Source organism: Myroides odoratimimus, from assembly GCF_038039805.1.
GTDB classification, from domain to species: domain Bacteria; phylum Bacteroidota; class Bacteroidia; order Flavobacteriales; family Flavobacteriaceae; genus Flavobacterium; species Flavobacterium odoratimimum_B.
In genome coordinates this window covers 43,077-60,116 of sequence record NZ_JBBPHK010000016.1, presented here as the reverse complement: position 1 = coordinate 60,116, position 17,040 = coordinate 43,077, and the positions used below count along the sequence as shown (strand labels likewise).

Below are 17,040 nucleotides of genomic sequence, written 5' to 3'. Positions count from 1 at the left end.
TCTAAAGAGATTATTTCTGATAGAAATCAAATAATAAAGCGTTTTTCTATCTAATAGGTATTGTAAATTTATTTTTTTGTTAACTTTAGTTAAAATTATTAAACACGACTGAATATGCGTTTAGACTATGAGCATGAAAATCGACCATTAAAATCGAAGAGAAATTACCTTATTATCTTTTTTAATGTTATTGCGTTATTACTTCTTATCAACTATTTACCATACGAACCACAAGTTAATAAAGGATTAGCTCTTCTAGTCTTTGTAGCTGTGTTATGGTTGACAGAGGCGATACATGTGACCACCACAGCCGTGTTTGTACCTGTGCTTGCCATAGGACTTGGGTTGACGGATACTAAGCCTGCTTTAGCCTCTTTTGCAGATCCTACTATATTTCTATTTTTAGGAGGTTTCGTATTAGCAGGAGCGCTGCATGTGCAGAAATTAGATATGATTATAGCCAATAAGATTATGTACCTCGCTAAAGGAAGATTGTCTTATGCTGTGTTTTATCTCTTTATAGCTACAGCCGTATTATCGATGTGGATTAGTAATACTGCTACAGTAGCGATGATGTTACCCCTAGTGATAGGAGTATTAGGTCAGTTAGATAAAGACCAGTATAGAAGTACCTATGTGTTTGTACTCTTAGGTATAGCGTATAGTGCTAGTATCGGAGGGATGGGAACAGTAGTAGGTAGCCCACCTAATGCTATCGTAGCTTCTCAGTTAAATATTTCTTTTGCAGAGTGGATGAAGATGGGGATTCCTATGGTCTTGATATTATTACCACTGATGATAGGGGTGATTTACTTTGTGTTCAAACCTAAGTTGGACTTTGAATTTAAAGCTAATACAGAGAGAATTCCAATGACTTCTGATAGATGGCTAACATTAGCTATATTTATTACTACAGCACTGTGTTGGATCTTTAGTGATCAGTTAAATCCACTAGTAGCTTCCTTAGTAGGCTTTGAAAGTAAGTTTAGTAATTTTGACACCTTTATTGCCTTAGGAGCATTTATGTTGATCTGTGTGAGTCAGGTTTCTAGATGGAAAGAGTTACAGCACAATGTAGATTGGGGAGTTCTTCTTTTATTTGGAGGAGGTTTGACTTTGAGTATGGTACTTAGAGATTCTGGCGCAAGTGAAGTTTTAGCAGACTTATTAGTATCAGTGATTCGTGATAGTAGTTATTTCACTATTGGGCTAGTAGTATCATTCTTTATTGTATTCTTGACAGAGTTTACTTCTAATACAGCTAGTGCTGCCTTGTTAGTTCCTTTGTTTATTACGATATCAGACCAGTTAGGATTACCACCATTAGGATTGTCTATGATTATAGGTCTAGGAGCCTCATGTGCCTTTATGTTGCCTGTTGCTACTCCACCTAATGCCATTGTATTTGGTACAGGTGATATTCGTCAGAAGGATATGATGAAAGCAGGTTTTGTATTGAATATTATCTGTGCGGTATTAATTGCTATTATCGCGTACTTCTTTTGGTTACAATAACTAATATAAGTTATATTATATAAAGTAAAAGGGCTGTTATCTTTTGATAACAGCCCTTTTACTATTTAGTCTCTTGTGATGAGATATGCTTTATTTTATATTCTAGTATGGTTTTTCGTCTCTTCCTTCGTAGAAGTTGATAAAAGCTCTATTTACCACTCTATTTCCTCCTTTAGTAGGATAATCACCAGTGAAGTACCAGTCTCCTAAATTCTTAGGACAAGCGATATGTAAGTTCTCTACAGACTGGAATACAATCTTAACTTCAGACTTTATATTCACATCTTTTACCATTACAGCGATCTTATTAGAAATCTCTTCATCTGTAAATGGTGCATAGATATCTTTTACATAGTTAATGACTTCACTATCTTGTAAGTGCTCTTGTGCTTTAGACTTCTTATACACTTCATCTACGATATGATATAAGTTGCGCTCTTTTAATAGCTCTATAGCAGCTTGGAAAGCGATTAATCCCTCTAGCTTAGCCATATCGATACCATAGCAGTCAGGGTATCTCACCTGTGGAGCAGCAGATACCACCACGATACGCTTAGGGTTAAGTCTATCCAGCATGCGGATAATACTCTTTTTAAGTGTAGTACCACGTACGATACTATCATCGATGATCACTAAGTTATCAGTAGGTTTAATCACACCGTAAGTCACATCGTATACGTGTGCTACTAAGTCATCACGACTACTGTCATCTGTGATGAATGTTCTCAGTTTAGCATCTTTTACAGCGATCTTCTCTGTTCTTAGTTTTACAGATAAGATCTCTTGTAACTTCGCTTCAGATAAGTCTTCTTTATTCTTTAGAATATCACTTATTTTACGTTGATTAAGGAAGTCTTGTGCTCCTTCTACCATCCCGAAGAATGATGTCTCAGAAGTATTCGGGATATAAGAGAACACAGAGTTATCTGTATCATCTCCGATCGCTTTTAATACCTCAGGGAAGATTAGCTTACCTAAATCTTTTCGCTCTTGGTATATATCTGCATCATTTCCTCTAGAGAAATACACTCTCTCAAAAGAACACGCTTTAAGAGGAAGTGGCTCTAAGATTTGTTCAAATTTTACTGAAGCATCTTTGCGGATAATGATAGCCTTACCAGGATCTAATTCTTTAATCTCTTCGAATGGTACATTGAATGCAGTCTGTATCACAGGTCTTTCACTAGCTACTACCACGATCTCATCATTCTCGAAGTAGAATGCAGGGCGTATACCAGCAGGGTCACGTAATACGAATGTATCACCATGTCCGATCATACCAGCCATCGCAAAACCTCCATCCCAGTTCTTAGAAGCACGGCGTAAGATACGCGCTACATCTAGACGTTCTCCGATTAGTGGAGAAGCTTTCTTTTTAGTATATCCTTCTTGTTTTATTTTATAGTATAAGTCATTTACTTCATCATCTAAGAAGTGTCCTATCTTCTCCATTACTGTAATGGTATCAGACATTTCTTTAGGATGTTGACCTAGTTCTACTAAGTCTTGGAATAAATCACGTACGTTAGTCAGGTTGAAGTTACCCGCTACGATTAGGTTTCTGTGCATCCAGTTATTCTGGCGCAAGAATGGGTGAACACTCTCGATATTGTTCTTTCCGAATGTTCCATATCTTACGTGACCTAAGAAAACTTCACCTATATAAGGAATATGTTTTTTCTGAAGGTCTACGTTGTTTTGGTATTCAGGGTGTGCTTCCATTTCTTCATTGATACGCTCATTGATCTGCATGAAGATATCCTGAATAGGTTGTGCTTTGTTTGAACGAACACGACTAATGTATCGCTCACCAGGTTCCATATCAAGTTTAATACTTGCTAGTCCAGCTCCATCTTGTCCTCGGTTGTGCTGTTTTTCTAGTAATAGATACATCTTTTGTATCGGGTAGAAAGCACTTCCATACTTCTCTTTGTAGTAGGATAACGGTTTTTTTAGTCTTAGAACCGCTATACCGCATTCGTGTTTTAAAGCGTCGCTCATGTTAGTTGTGTGTTGTTGTTGAATAAAAAAAGCCCCATAACGAGGCTTATAATTTTACATTATTGTTTTAATTCGATATCGAATTGAGTTAACATTTTAAATTGTTGTAGTCTTCCCACCACTTCTTTGTCGTTTAATTTTTCCATCCTTGATGTTCCAAATTCTTCTACACAGAATGATGCAAGATTCGAGCCATATATGATAGCATTCTTCATATTTCTGAACGAAACATTGCTGCTCTGTGTCAAATAACCTGTAAAACCACCTGCAAAAGTATCTCCAGCTCCTGTCGGATCGAACACTTCTTTTAACGGTAATGCAGGTGCGAAAAATACGTCTTTATCTTCAAATAATAAAGCTCCATGTTCACCTTTTTTAATCACAACGTATTTTGGTCCCATGGTATGAATAACTTCAGCAGCTTTCACTAGAGAATATTCTCCAGATAGCTGACGTGCCTCTTCATCATTGATAGTGATAACATCGATTCTCTTTAGCACTTCCTTTAATTCATCTAGCGCACAATTCATCCAAAAATTCATGGTGTCTAGAACGATAAGTTTAGGTTTAGCGGTTAATTGATCTAATACTTTGATCTGAATGTTTGGATGAAGATTACCTAACATTACTACATCAGATTCTTTAAAATCTTCTGGTACGATAGGATTAAAGTCAGCCAATACATTAAGCTGTGTATCTAAAGTATCTCTAGAGTTTAGATCGTTATGGTATCTACCACTCCAGAAGAAGGTTTTACCATCTTTTACTACTTCTATTCCAGTAGTGTCAATGTTTCTACTATTTAAAAGATCCAAGTGTTCTTGTGGAAAATCATTTCCAACTACAGACACTATAGCTGATTTAATATTAAAGTGTGAGGCAGACAATCCGATGTATGTCGCTGCACCACCTAATATCTTGTCTGTTTTTCCGAATGGAGTTTCTATTTCATCAAAGGCCACCGTCCCCACTATCAGTAATTTATTCATATTTTTTGCAAAGAAATAAGCTACAAATATATGGCAATACTCTTTTTACTACCAAATTTAAAAGCTATAATTAACTATTTTGCTAACACTGAGTGTTTTAGTATAGATTGTTGTTTTTAACGCAATTATCTAGTACTTAGTCAGTATTATTCTATAAAAGGATGATTATATCACCTTTATCAGATATGGTTATTTAACACGGAATTAAATAATTATAAAGTCTTTTCTCTGAAGCTTATTTCACTTCTTTTTTAGAAACTACCCGATGCATAATACAGTATGCAAAGGAGTCTATACACTAGCTTAAAGATAGTGAAATAATCATAATGGACACATTATAAAAACACTTAAATACTTCTTGCTTCAAGAGTGCTACAACACCTATTCAAGATTCCTTCAACAAAGACCTTGTTAGCTAGAGCAATATTGGAGAAATGTTGAAGAAGTGTTGAAGGAATTGCTTCTATTGCCTGCAAACTCTTAGGTTAGAGCGTATTTAGGTTTGTTGTATGATTTATATAGTTTTACTTCAATCTATTGGTAATTAGTGTTTTGTGTTTGTTTTTTTGAATAATTAGGAAGAAAAAAGACAGTTGTTTTTTCTCAAAAAAGGGTATAAATGGCCTTTAATACCCCTTAAAACAAAAATAAGTAGCTGTTGCTAGCCTTTTATAGGTCTAAAAAGTGTTTTTTAAGGGGATAGAATAGAAAAAAGAGAAATGTTTTTTAGATTTACGATAACGAACTAACTAATAACCTTATTAATTATGAAAAAGAGCTTAGTGCTTTTAATAATGTGTGCTATGGGAACTCTCGCTAGTGCTCAGGTGCATATTCCTTTTAGACTGACTAAGTATAATAATGTAATACTAAAGACAGTCGTGAATCAGAAGGATAGCCTAGATCTGATGTTTCAGGTAGCGATGGATGATGGCGCTATCTCACCTGTGCGTGTGAATAAGGTAGAGCATATCCTATTCGATAAAGATGATTATAGCGCATCTAATACAGTAGAGATTAGTGGGCATGTGTGGAATGGTATTTCTTTTGTAGATAATCAGTATAGCGGATTAGAGTCAGATGGTAAGATCGGTATGGCGTTGTTTAAAGATAGTGTATTAGAGATAAATTATGATAAGGAGGAGTTGGTGTCTTATGCAAGTATGCCTAGTGTAGAGGGATATCAGTCTGTTTCTGTTCATTATCGCAATGGTGCTATGTTTATCGATATGCTGAGTGAAATAGCTGGGCAGGAGTATGTACATCCTTTTTATCTTCAGTCTGGTTATTCAGGAGGGATACTGTATGATGATAATTTTGCGGAGGAGAATAGGTTAAAGGATAAATTGGTTACTATAGATCATAAAGAATTAAAGAACTCAGCTGGCAAAAGTGTAATCACGAATACTGCTGAGGTGACTAAAGTGAGTTTGGGTAGTGCTGAACTACAGCAGGTGAAGGTGGCGTACTTCTCAGGAGAATTAAAGAATCAACCTTTTAGTCTATTTGGAGCAGATATGATGAAACGTTTTAATTGGATTATTAATGCAGAGAGAACTAGGGCTTGGATAAAGCCGAGTAAGCATTATAAGGATGAATTTATAAAACTATAGAAGAGTTTGGGGGGAGTTTTGAGAACTTTGAGTTTGATCGTTATTTCTATCACGAACGAAACATAAATACACTTATGTGTTTAGTTTTATTTTCTGGATTATTCATTTATGCTTTTAAAAGATTATTCGGTATAAAAGAACATTATAAGCCTGATCCAAATAAGAAACTGTGTACATCTGTGACTCTTTATGTGGATATGTTTGAAAACAAAAAGATTGAATAGGGTATTTTATAATCATTAATATGTTTATTTTTGTTAAAAAAATACAATTAATGAAAAAAGAATACTTTATCTCTATTAATGGTGAAAGTCAAGGACCATATCAGTTCTCTGAGTTAGGACAGTTTATAATCTCTCCGACTACGCTAATCTGGCATAGTGAATTGCACGATTGGACAGAGGCAAGATTTCTACGAGAGTTTGAGGTGTATCTTCAGAGACCGATGTATAGCACACCAAATTATGGGTATAATCAAAATGTTAGTTTGGCTTATACTAGGGATAATCGATATGTGATTGTAACTACGCCTACAGAACGAATTCACTATCGATACGCTGACTTTGGAGAGCGTTTTGTAGCAGGGTTATTAGATGGTTTGATTCTTTTAATACCAAGCCTCTTTTTTCCATTTATAGCGGGGTGGCTCTATTTTTCATTAATGCAGAGTAACGATGGACAAGCGACTATAGGGCAAAAAACGATGAAGATTATGTTGCTAGACTGTAAGGGACAGCGAGTAACTTTTGGTCAGGCTACAGGGCGATTTTTTGCTAGATTATTATCTGGTTTTATATTCTGTATTGGTTATTTTATGTTTTTCTGGTCAGATCAGAAGCAGACTTTACACGATAATCTAGCGGAGACTTTAGTAGTAACAGAGATTCGCAGGGAGAGGCTGTAAGCACAGTGTATGTGCTATAGTAGAGAGATGGTGTTACAAGGGAAGTATAATCAGTGATTATAATACGATGTAAGAAGAAAATGAGGTGAATGACATTAAACAATGCCAATATCAGATAATGAATTAGCATACTTCACAGAATATGGAGCTAGTGAGTTATGCGATAGGTTATTTAGTAGTGACTTAGATTTTTCGGATATAGAGAGACCTTCTCTTATGTAGTATAAGAACAAAGAGCATCCCTTAAAAAGATGCTCTTTGTTGTTCTATTAATTTTCTTCAGACTCGTAATACTCGTCTATTAATAATTTAGTTCCTGTTGCTGCTTTTACTGCAAGGACGTCACATCGTTCGTTCATAGGATGGTTGTTATGTCCTTTTACCCATTTAAACTGGACGTTGTGTTTGCGGTATACTATTAAGAAGCGTTGCCATAAGTCGTGGTTCTTTTTGTCTTTAAAGGCTTTTTTCTCCCATCCGAATACCCATCGCTTTTCTACAGCGTCTACCACATACTTAGAGTCAGATACCACTAGGACATTAGTGCCTTCGTTCTTTAGCATTTCTAAGCCTACGATCACCGCTAGTAGTTCCATGCGGTTATTGGTAGTTTTGCGGTATCCTTGGGATGCTTCTTTATAGACATTATGACCTGCCCACTCTAGTATTAGTCCATATCCACCAGGACCAGGGTTACCTCTAGAGGAGCCATCGGTATATAGTATTACTTGTGGCAAATTCATTTATAATATTAAAATAGTAGTTTCTCGATTACTTGTGGGAAGTGTAGGTGTTCTAGTTTAAGTACAGCTGCGCCTACTTCTTCTGGTGTATAGGAAGGTTCTATCGGAGTAGAAGCTTGGAATATAACAGCTCCTTCATCGTAGTTTTCGTTTACATAGTGAATAGTGATTCCAGACTCCTTCTCTTTATTTTCTACGACTGCTGTGTGTACGTGATGACCATACATTCCTTTACCGCCATATTTAGGCAATAACGCTGGATGTATATTAATTACTTTATTCGGATATTTTTTAACAAGGTCATCAGGAAATTTCCATAAGAAGCCTGCTAATACAATTAAATCAGGTTGAAATTGTTCTAATTTTTGAGATACAACACCATCATTTAGCATATTTCTGTCAAAAATCAGAACTGGAAGATTTCTTTTTTCAGCTTTTTCTATTACCTTAGCATTTTGGTTGTTAACCAATATAAGGTATTGATTAGAAATAGACTTGCTTTCAAAGTAGTTGATAATGTTTTCTACATTAGTCCCTGAACCAGAGGCGAATAGAGCTATGTTTTTCATGTAGTTAGTTGTGTTATGAAGTTGAAAGTACAATAAATAAGTACAAAAAAAAGAATAATAACTGACAATAAATAGAAAAATAGCGATAAGTATTAATAATTTTTATAATTTCGCACCGACAATTAACATGGAAAATCAGGTTTTAAAATAAAGTTTTTTATTTTTGCCTACGAAATTAAATTTAAAATTAAAGATTATGTCAGACATTGCATCAAGAGTAAAAGCGATTATCGTTGACAAATTAGGTGTTGACGAGAACGAAGTTGTAGCAGAAGCAAGCTTCACTAATGATTTAGGAGCTGATTCACTAGACACTGTTGAGCTTATCATGGAGTTCGAAAAAGAATTCGATATTCAAATTCCAGATGACCAAGCTGAAAACATTGCTACAGTTGGACAAGCTATCTCTTACATAGAAGAAGCTAAAAAATAATAACTATATCCCGCGTGTTTATTCCATAAACATGCGGGTGTTATTATTTTTTTGAAAATGACTGATTTTTAGAAGAAACAAAAAAGGACAGATTGGCAACAATCTAACAAATACAATCAAACAAACACCCCAATGTTTCCTTTTTTTACAAAAGTGAAGATTGGGATTTTTTTTTATAGTACAAACCATATAAGTTATTTTATGAAATTAAAGCGAGTTGTTGTTACCGGTTTAGGTGCCCTTACGCCAATTGGAAATAATATTCAAGAGTATTGGAACAACCTAATTAATGGAGTAAGCGGAGCTGCACCCATTACATATTTTGACGCTACCAATTTCAAAACTCAGTTTGCGTGCGAAGTAAAGAATTTTAACGTAGAGGATTTTATTGAGAGAAAAGAAGCACGTAAAATGGACCGTTATGCACAGTATGCCATGGTTAGTGCAGATGAAGCGATCAAAGATTCAGGTTTAAATTTAGAAACTATTGATTTAGATAGAGCAGGAGTTATTTGGGGTTCAGGTATAGGAGGATTAGAAACATTCCAAAACGAGGTGACTAACTTCGTAGAAGGAAATGGAGTACCAAAGTTCAATCCTTTCTTTATCCCTAAGATGATTGCAGATTTAGCAGGAGGACATATCTCTATGAAATACGGTCTGAGAGGACCTAACTTCACTACAGTGTCTGCATGTGCATCATCTACTAATGCTATTATAGATGCATTTAACTATATTCGTTTAGGTATGGCTGATATCTTCGTAACTGGAGGTTCTGAGGCTGCTGTAACGATAGCGGGTATCGGTGGATTTAATGCAATGCATGCACTATCTACTAGAAATGATGACCCTAAGACTGCGTCTAGACCAATGGATAAAGACAGAGAAGGATTCGTATTAGGAGAAGGAGCTGGAGCTATTATCTTAGAAGAATATGAACATGCTGTAGCACGTGGTGCTAGAATCTACTGTGAGATCGGTGGAGGAGGTATGTCGGCTGATGCTCACCACTTAACAGCACCACATCCAGAAGGATTAGGGGCTACTAATGTGATGATCAACTGTCTTAAAGATGCTGGATTAGAAGCGAAAGATGTAGATGTGTTAAATATGCATGGTACTTCTACACCACTAGGAGACATCGCAGAGTCTAAGGCTATTCTTAATGTATTCGGAGAGCATGCTTATGAGATGAACTTGAATTCGACTAAGTCGATGACAGGTCACTTATTAGGAGCTGCAGGTGTTATCGAGGCTATCTCTGTGATTTTATCATTAGAGCATGGTATCGTTCCACCTACAATTAACCATTTTACAGATGATGAAGCGATAGACTCTAAGTTAAACTTCACATTTAATAAAGCACAGAAGAGAGATGTAAAAGTAGGAATGAGTAATACATTCGGCTTTGGTGGACATAATGCTTGTGTGTTGGTTAAGAAATTAGAGAAGTAAAATCATCCTATAAAGATGAAAAAGTTACTAAATAGAATATTCAATAATTCCCGTTCCTTCAATAATGAAGACGGGAATTTTTGTCGAAAGGTGACTGAGATAGTAGGTGTAAAGCCTGTAGAGATATCTTATTATAAAATAGCATTCACTCATCGATCGATGAATAGATGTGATGAAGCTGGCCACCCCATTAACTATGAGCGTTTAGAGTTCTTAGGAGATGCAATGTTGGGTTCTGTTATTGCTTCTTATTTGTTTATAGAAGTTCCGAGTGGAGATGAGGGCTATCTGACGAAAATGCGTTCTAAAATTGTGAGTCGAGAAAATCTAAACCAGCTAGGTAAAGATTTGAAACTAATCTCACATGTAGAGAGTAAAATGGGCAATCAACAGTTTGGAGAGAATATACATGGCAATTTATTAGAAGCTATTATAGGAGCTATTTATCTAGATAGAGGTTATCCTGCTTGTGAGAAGTTTATCCATGAACAACTATTGAGTAAGGTATCAGATATCCAAGAGTTGGAAACAAAGATAACTAGCTATAAGAGCTTGCTAATCGAATGGTGTCAGAAGAGAAAGCATACATTTAAATATGATACTTTCGAAGAAGACACAGCAGAAGAATTAAAGTACTTCGGTGTACGTCTGTTTATAGACGATAAACTAGTGGCTAAAGCAAGAGCTACTTCAAAAAAGAAAGCAGAAGAGAAGGCATCACAACGTGCATACTTCGCATTTCAAGAGCAGATAAAGCAATAATTTTTGTTAATTCCTTAACTTTTTTATAATCTATTATAGCGAGGTTATACAAATATAGCTCGATAAAAGTTGTATATTTGTGTAACTAATTTCTTATATGGGTATAATAAAATATAAGCTTGAAGACTTTGATAGTGAGGATTATCGCTTGATCGCTATACATACTTCCAGAAAAGAAGATTACAAAGTAGTGTATTTTATAAATTCAATACTTGAAATTAATCTAGAAAGAAGTAAGAGTGATGTAGACATCTTTACAGATGTAGGACATGCTTTTTTTTCATTCTATGAATATGATGATTTTGATCATCACGTGTATTGGAAGGTGGTAGCGAATAAGGCTTTTTTAATACCTGAGTCAGGATTAGATTCTCCTTTATTTGTCTCAGCTAATCATCCAGTAACCAAGCAAGGGTATTTATTGCCCGAATTAAAGTCAGTCGATTATTTGATTAAGATAGAAGAAACTGATAGTCAGTTCGAAATTGGTACAATCATTGATCGGTTGAATTCAGTAAAAATTATCTCCGCAGCTTATGAAATAAAGCAAGAGATATTAAAAAATAAAACGAACTTAATTTTTTAAAAATATGTTAGCACAAAAAAAGACGAAAATCGTAGCAACGTTAGGACCAGCATCTAGTACGAGAGAGGTATTACATGATATGATTAAAGCTGGTGTAAATGTTTTTAGAATCAACTTTTCACATGCTGATTATAAAGATGTTCAAGAGAAAGTAAATATAATCCGCGATCTAAATAAAGAGTTTGGATATACTACTTCTATTTTAGGTGACTTACAAGGGCCTAAATTAAGAGTAGGGGTGATGTCTGAAGACGTTATCGTGAATCCTGGTGATGTGATTACATTTTCTACTAAAGAAGAGTTTAAAGGTGACGCAGAACGCGTTTACATGAATTATAAAAAATTCCCAACTGACGTTAACGCAGGAGAGAGAATTTTATTAGACGATGGTAAACTTATCTTCGATGTATTAGAAACTAATGGAGAGGATGAAGTAAAAACTGTAGTTGTACAAGGTGGGCCACTTAAATCAAAAAAAGGGGTTAACTTACCAATGACTAAAGTATCATTGCCAGCGTTAACGGAAAAAGATATTAGAGATGCTATTTTTGCTTGTGAGTTACAAGTAGATTGGATTGCATTATCTTTCGTTCGTACACCTGAAGATTTGATGGACTTACAGAACTTGATTAAAGAACATTCTGATCACAAGATTCCAATCATTGCTAAAATCGAAAAACCTGAAGCAGTAAAGAATATTAAGAAGTTAGTGGCTTACTGTGATGGTCTAATGGTAGCTCGTGGAGATCTAGGTGTTGAGATTCCTGCTCAAGAGGTTCCATTGATTCAAAAAGAATTAGTTCACGTAGCTAAGAATGCTAGAATTCCTGTAATCATCGCTACACAGATGATGGAGACGATGATTTCTAGTCTTACACCGACTAGAGCTGAGGTAAATGACGTAGCAAACTCTGTAATGGATGGTGCTGATGCTGTAATGCTATCAGGAGAGACTTCTGTAGGAGCATACCCAGTACAAGTAATCGAGAAGATGACACAGATTATTCAAAGTGTTGAGACTTCTCCATTAATTAAAGTACCACAAAGTCCACCTACAATCAAAACAAACCGTTATATCACTAAAAATATTTGTTATCACGCTGCTTTAATGGCGAATGATATCGAAGCTAAAGCTATCTGTACATTGACAAATAGTGGTTATACAGCCTTCCAAATTTCGGCTTGGAGACCAAATAGTAATATATTAGTATTCTCTTCTAATCGCCGTATTATTACTCAATTAAACTTGTTATGGGGAGTTCAGGCTTTCTACTATGATAAGTATGTGAGTACTGATGAGACTATTGAGGATATCAATGCTATGGTAAAAGAGAAAGGGCTAGCTGAGACAGGGGATATGGTTATCAACTTAGCTGCTATGCCTATTATCGAAAAAGGTATGGTGAATACACTAAGAATATCTGAGGTACAATAATTATCGTACTTCCACAATATAGAAAGCTCAGGACATGGTTCTGAGCTTTTTTTGTTTGTCCAAGAGCGCAATAGTGTATAGGGAATGAAGAATTTGGATTTATGGCATAAAAAAAGCTCCATTGCTGGAGCTTTTAATAGTTTGTAATGAGGTGCAAAAATTAATTATTTTGCCTCTGCGTATCTTCTTGCTACTTCCGCCCAGTTGATAACATTAAAGAAAGCATTAATGTAGTCAGGACGACGGTTTTGGTAGTTTAAGTAATAAGCATGTTCCCAAACGTCCATTCCTAAGATTGGAGTTCCTCCACAAGCAACACCAGGCATTAATGGGTTGTCTTGGTTAGGAGTACCACATACTTCTAATTTACCATCTTTAACACATAACCAAGCCCATCCAGACCCGAATTGTGTAGCACCAGCTTTAGCAAAAGCATCTTTAAAGTTTTCGAAAGATCCGAAAGCAGTATTGATTGCATCAGCTAACTCACCTGTAGGTACACCACCTCCATTAGGAGTCATTACTGTCCAGAATAAGTTGTGGTTATAGAAACCACCCCCGTTGTTACGTACAGCTCCATTAGACATGTCTAAGTTAGCAAGGATATCTTCGATAGTTTTTCCTTCTAAAGCTGTTCCAGCGATAGCTGCGTTTAAGTTAGTAGTATAAGCATTATGATGTTTTGTATGGTGGATTTCCATCGTACGTGCATCAATATGTGGTTCCAATGCATCGTATGCATATGGTAATTTTGGTAATTCGAAAGCCATAATTCGTATTATTTAAAGATTAATATTAATTTTATTTCAAATTTAAACAAATAAAGCCTAATATGGAAGGTTTGTAATGTTTAATATAAGTTAATAAATAGAACCTACTTCATGCTTGATAAGCCTTCATTTTCAATATATAACGCGTCTGCTGGGTCTGGAAAAACCCATACTTTAGTTAAGGAATATCTTAAGATTTTACTCCTTGATAAGCAAGACGACGCCTATAAAAAGATACTTGCTATTACTTTTACGAACAAAGCTGTAGCAGAAATGAAGACTCGTGTTGTATCTTGTCTAAATGCTTTTTCTAAAGAAGAGTTAGATCCTAAGTATGGAAGTATCTTTCATCAAGTACAAGAAGAAACAGAATTAGAGGAAGGATTTATAAGAGCTAAATCAGGGCGAATTATCAGAAGTATTATTCACAACTATGCTTCTTTTGATATCTCTACGATAGACAAGTTTACCCATAAGGTAATTCGTTCTTTTGCCTTTGATTTAGAATTGCCAATGACCTTTGAGGTTTCGTTAGATTCAGATGAGTTACTACAAGAGGCAGTGGATGCAGTAATCGCAAAAGCAGGTGTGGATAGTGAATTGACAGATTTGTTGATTGATTTTTCTATCGATAAAGCAGATAATGATAAGAGCTGGGATATCACGAGAGAGCTTAAAGAAGTGGGAGCTTTACTATTAAATGAGAATAATAGAGAAGAAATAGCTTTGTTCGCTGAGCATACTTTACAAGACTTTGTAAAGGTGAGAGATTTTCTTCGCGAAGAGATTAAAAAGATTACGGCAGAGAGTATTGTTCTAGGACAGAGTATAATGGACTTAATGGAGTCTAAAGGAATGGATAAAACTTCGTTCTCAGGACAGTATTTCGTCAAGCATATAGAGAATGTGATTCAAGATACTGTAGGTACAACGAAGCGTTATCACGAATTTGATGATATTAAAATAAAGAAGACTGCTAAAGATGTTGAGTTAATCGAAGCTTTTATACCAGATTTTCTAAAGGTGTTAGCGCAGGTATATGATCTGTATTCTCGTAGAGCTTTTTATACTGCTTTCTTGAAAAACCTTACTCCTCTATCTCTATTAAGTACTATAGGACAAGAGATGGATAAGATTCAAGAAGAGCAGAATATATTATCAATTACTCAGTTTAATGCGATTATTCACAATGAAATACAGAATCAACCAGCCCCATTTATTTATGAGCGTTTAGGAGAGCGGTATCATCACTTTTTTATAGACGAGTTTCAGGATACGTCAGAAATGCAGTGGCAGAATCTAGTACCATTGATCGATAATGCATTAGCAGGAGAAGATCACACAGGAACTAAGGGAAGCTTAATGATAGTAGGAGATCCTAAGCAGTCTATCTATAGATGGCGCGGAGGAAAGGCAGAACAATTTATCGCCTTGAGCAAGGATGAGAATCCCTTTGCTAATCCTGATAAACAGACTGTGAACCTTGGTCGTAATTATCGAAGTTATGCAGAGGTCATTCAATTTAATAATAGATTTTTTAAGGATGTCTCTCGTAACTTTATTAACGAGGACTATAAAGATCTATATGAGAATAATAGTTATCAAGAGGTTAATAGTAAAGCTGGCGGGTATGTAAATATTGAATTCTTACAAAAGGATGAAGGAGAAGATGCTGAAGAGAAGAATATGCAATATGCACAAGCTACGCTGAATACTATACAAGGTGTTTTAGAACAAGGGTTTGATTTAAAAGATATTGTTATTCTAACACGTAAGAGAGATCACGGTGTGCTATTAGCAAATTACTTAACAGAGAATGGTCTAGAGATACTTTCTTCTGATTCGTTATTGATTAACAATGCTAGTGAGGTGAGGTTGATCATTAATGTACTGAAGTTCTTAAAGACAGAGCGCGATTTAGAAGCAAAGATGATGCTGCTGTACTATGTAAGTGGTAAGCAAAATGATTTGACAAAGAAACACGACTTTATAAAAGCTGGACTTTCTTTTGAGACTGAGTTAGAATTAGAAGCTTGGTTAGTAGATCACAATGTGCCTATCTCATTTGAGGCTTGTCGTTCGAAGTCATTGTACGATGCTGTAGAGGCTATTGTTTTAGCTTTTTTACCAGATAAGAGTGCTAGTTCTTATGTTTTGTATTTCTTAGACTTGGTGTTAGAAAAGTCTTTAAAGAATCAGTTTGGAATTAGTGACTTCTTAGAGTATTGGAATACAAATTATCACAAGTTTAGCATACCGACACCTGAAGGTAGAAATGCTGTGCAGATTATGACGATACACAAATCTAAAGGATTAGAATTTCCAATCGTTATATTTCCTTTTGCAGAAGAGGACTTCACACGCCCTAGTCGTGATAAGCTATGGGTAAATATAGAGACGGATAAAGATCAGATTATGTTCCCAAAGGCCTTAGTTGACTCTAAGAAGGAAGTGGTGGAGTATGGTGAGTATGCTCAACTTCTGTACGAGAAAAAAGAACAAGAGATGTTGCTAGATAATGTAAATGTCCTTTATGTAGCATTGACAAGGGCAGAAGAACAGTTGTATATTATTAGTTATAAAAACGTAACGAGCAAGGGAGAGTTTAGAAATAATTTATCTAAACTTTTCTTAGATTTTTTAGTAACAGAAGGTGTTTACAATGATGTGGATTTAGTCTATGGATTTGGAGAGAAGGTGAAGGTTTCTAATAGTAAAGAGGTCATTACGGATGAAGTAAATAAAATGATTCTTCCTGTAAAGAGTGTATTGGATTTTGAAGCGATCAAAATTGCACAGAGGGAAGCCTTGATGTGGGACTCTCATAACCAAAAAGCGATAGAGTATGGTAATCTAGTCCATAAATTGATGTCGTTTATAACAGATTATCACGATGTAGATGCTGTGGTGAGAGAAGGGCTAGAAAAGGGATTGATACAAGAAGATGCAAAGGAGCGTTTTAAAGAAATTATTCAGCGTATCGTAAGTAACTCTGATTTAGAGATTTTCTTTAGAGAAGATAATATTGTATTTAACGAGCGAGTAATCATAGGGCCTTATCAGCGCAATACTATACCTGATAGAGTAGTGATAAGAGGAAGACAGGCTTATATATTAGATTATAAAACAGGTAAAGAAGAAGAAAAATATAAAGACCAAGTGAGGGCTTATGGACAGTCATTAGTAGAAATGGGTTATGAAGTCGTTAAAATGGTGTTGCTATATACAGGGGAGAACTTAAATATAATACATTTGTAGAAGAGTA

At 35.4% G+C, this 17,040-nt stretch carries 14 protein-coding genes; 9 read left to right on the top strand and 5 right to left on the bottom strand.

What is annotated here, in order from left to right:
• The first annotated feature begins 114 nt into the window (after window positions 1-114).
• Window positions 115-1,515 carry an SLC13 family permease gene (locus AABL85_RS12370; RefSeq protein WP_286415355.1) on the top strand — a complete coding sequence of 467 codons (1,401 nt, stop codon included), beginning with the start codon at window positions 115-117 and terminating at the stop codon, window positions 1,513-1,515.
• Between the two features lie 102 nt (window positions 1,516-1,617).
• Here the strand turns inward: AABL85_RS12370 and AABL85_RS12365 are convergent, their stop codons facing one another.
• Window positions 1,618-3,516 carry an amidophosphoribosyltransferase gene (locus AABL85_RS12365; protein WP_286415357.1) on the bottom strand — a complete coding sequence of 633 codons (1,899 nt, stop codon included), beginning with the start codon at window positions 3,514-3,516 and terminating at the stop codon, window positions 1,618-1,620.
• Window positions 3,517-3,575: 59 nt separating this feature from the next.
• A complete protein-coding gene (locus tag AABL85_RS12360; RefSeq protein ID WP_286415359.1) occupies window positions 3,576-4,505 on the bottom strand; it encodes a PfkB family carbohydrate kinase in 930 nt (309 codons plus the stop codon).
• A 767-nt stretch (window positions 4,506-5,272) separates the two neighbouring features.
• On the opposite strand from AABL85_RS12360, the gene AABL85_RS12355 reads away from it, so the two are divergent.
• A complete protein-coding gene (locus tag AABL85_RS12355) occupies window positions 5,273-6,118 on the top strand; it encodes a hypothetical protein (RefSeq protein ID WP_341310311.1) in 846 nt (281 codons plus the stop codon).
• A 274-nt stretch (window positions 6,119-6,392) separates the two neighbouring features.
• Window positions 6,393-7,022: an RDD family protein gene (locus AABL85_RS12350; RefSeq protein WP_341310310.1), complete on the top strand. Its 630-nt coding sequence runs from the start codon at window positions 6,393-6,395 to the stop codon at window positions 7,020-7,022.
• 269 nt (window positions 7,023-7,291) lie between these two features.
• Here AABL85_RS12350 and rnhA read toward each other — a convergent pair whose 3' ends face one another.
• On the bottom strand, window positions 7,292-7,765 hold the full coding sequence (gene rnhA / locus AABL85_RS12345) for a ribonuclease HI (protein WP_341310309.1): 474 nt from the start codon (window positions 7,763-7,765) through the stop codon (window positions 7,292-7,294).
• A gap of 8 nt (window positions 7,766-7,773) precedes the next feature.
• Window positions 7,774-8,334 (bottom strand): phosphoribosylglycinamide formyltransferase, encoded by a 561-nt coding sequence (locus tag AABL85_RS12340; RefSeq protein ID WP_041894808.1) that lies wholly within the window; start codon window positions 8,332-8,334, stop codon window positions 7,774-7,776.
• Between the two features lie 196 nt (window positions 8,335-8,530).
• On the opposite strand from AABL85_RS12340, the gene AABL85_RS12335 reads away from it, so the two are divergent.
• The 5 genes from AABL85_RS12335 (at window position 8,531) to pyk (ending at window position 13,005) form a co-directional block, all read left to right on the top strand.
• Window positions 8,531-8,767: an acyl carrier protein gene (locus tag AABL85_RS12335; protein ID WP_002988156.1), complete on the top strand. Its 237-nt coding sequence runs from the start codon at window positions 8,531-8,533 to the stop codon at window positions 8,765-8,767.
• Window positions 8,768-8,968: 201 nt separating this feature from the next.
• Window positions 8,969-10,222 carry a beta-ketoacyl-ACP synthase II gene (fabF, locus tag AABL85_RS12330; RefSeq protein WP_286415371.1) on the top strand — a complete coding sequence of 418 codons (1,254 nt, stop codon included), beginning with the start codon at window positions 8,969-8,971 and terminating at the stop codon, window positions 10,220-10,222.
• A gap of 15 nt (window positions 10,223-10,237) precedes the next feature.
• Window positions 10,238-10,984: a ribonuclease III gene (gene rnc, locus AABL85_RS12325; RefSeq protein WP_286415373.1), complete on the top strand. Its 747-nt coding sequence runs from the start codon at window positions 10,238-10,240 to the stop codon at window positions 10,982-10,984.
• A gap of 97 nt (window positions 10,985-11,081) precedes the next feature.
• A complete protein-coding gene (locus tag AABL85_RS12320; RefSeq protein WP_286415374.1) occupies window positions 11,082-11,570 on the top strand; it encodes an IPExxxVDY family protein in 489 nt (162 codons plus the stop codon).
• A 4-nt stretch (window positions 11,571-11,574) separates the two neighbouring features.
• Window positions 11,575-13,005, top strand: a complete 1,431-nt coding sequence (gene pyk / locus AABL85_RS12315; RefSeq protein ID WP_006264507.1) for a pyruvate kinase — start codon at window positions 11,575-11,577, stop codon at window positions 13,003-13,005.
• A gap of 164 nt (window positions 13,006-13,169) precedes the next feature.
• Here the strand turns inward: pyk and AABL85_RS12310 are convergent, their stop codons facing one another.
• Complete coding sequence (locus tag AABL85_RS12310; RefSeq protein WP_341310308.1) at window positions 13,170-13,775, bottom strand: superoxide dismutase; 606 nt, start codon at window positions 13,773-13,775, stop codon at window positions 13,170-13,172.
• 111 nt (window positions 13,776-13,886) lie between these two features.
• On the opposite strand from AABL85_RS12310, the gene AABL85_RS12305 reads away from it, so the two are divergent.
• Window positions 13,887-17,033, top strand: coding sequence for a UvrD-helicase domain-containing protein (locus AABL85_RS12305; protein ID WP_341310307.1), 3,147 nt, complete (start codon window positions 13,887-13,889; stop codon window positions 17,031-17,033).
• Window positions 17,034-17,040: the final 7 nt, after the last annotated feature.

Coding starts and splice junctions, on each gene's coding strand:
- AABL85_RS12370 (WP_286415355.1), top strand. CDS start 115: ATGCGTTTAGACTATGAGCATGAAAATCGACCATTAAAATCGAAGAGA.
- AABL85_RS12365 (WP_286415357.1), bottom strand. CDS start 3,516: ATGAGCGACGCTTTAAAACACGAATGCGGTATAGCGGTTCTAAGACTA.
- AABL85_RS12360 (WP_286415359.1), bottom strand. CDS start 4,505: ATGAATAAATTACTGATAGTGGGGACGGTGGCCTTTGATGAAATAGAA.
- AABL85_RS12355 (WP_341310311.1), top strand. CDS start 5,273: ATGAAAAAGAGCTTAGTGCTTTTAATAATGTGTGCTATGGGAACTCTC.
- AABL85_RS12350 (WP_341310310.1), top strand. CDS start 6,393: ATGAAAAAAGAATACTTTATCTCTATTAATGGTGAAAGTCAAGGACCA.
- rnhA (WP_341310309.1), bottom strand. CDS start 7,765: ATGAATTTGCCACAAGTAATACTATATACCGATGGCTCCTCTAGAGGT.
- AABL85_RS12340 (WP_041894808.1), bottom strand. CDS start 8,334: ATGAAAAACATAGCTCTATTCGCCTCTGGTTCAGGGACTAATGTAGAA.
- AABL85_RS12335 (WP_002988156.1), top strand. CDS start 8,531: ATGTCAGACATTGCATCAAGAGTAAAAGCGATTATCGTTGACAAATTA.
- fabF (WP_286415371.1), top strand. CDS start 8,969: ATGAAATTAAAGCGAGTTGTTGTTACCGGTTTAGGTGCCCTTACGCCA.
- rnc (WP_286415373.1), top strand. CDS start 10,238: ATGAAAAAGTTACTAAATAGAATATTCAATAATTCCCGTTCCTTCAAT.
- AABL85_RS12320 (WP_286415374.1), top strand. CDS start 11,082: ATGGGTATAATAAAATATAAGCTTGAAGACTTTGATAGTGAGGATTAT.
- pyk (WP_006264507.1), top strand. CDS start 11,575: ATGTTAGCACAAAAAAAGACGAAAATCGTAGCAACGTTAGGACCAGCA.
- AABL85_RS12310 (WP_341310308.1), bottom strand. CDS start 13,775: ATGGCTTTCGAATTACCAAAATTACCATATGCATACGATGCATTGGAA.
- AABL85_RS12305 (WP_341310307.1), top strand. CDS start 13,887: ATGCTTGATAAGCCTTCATTTTCAATATATAACGCGTCTGCTGGGTCT.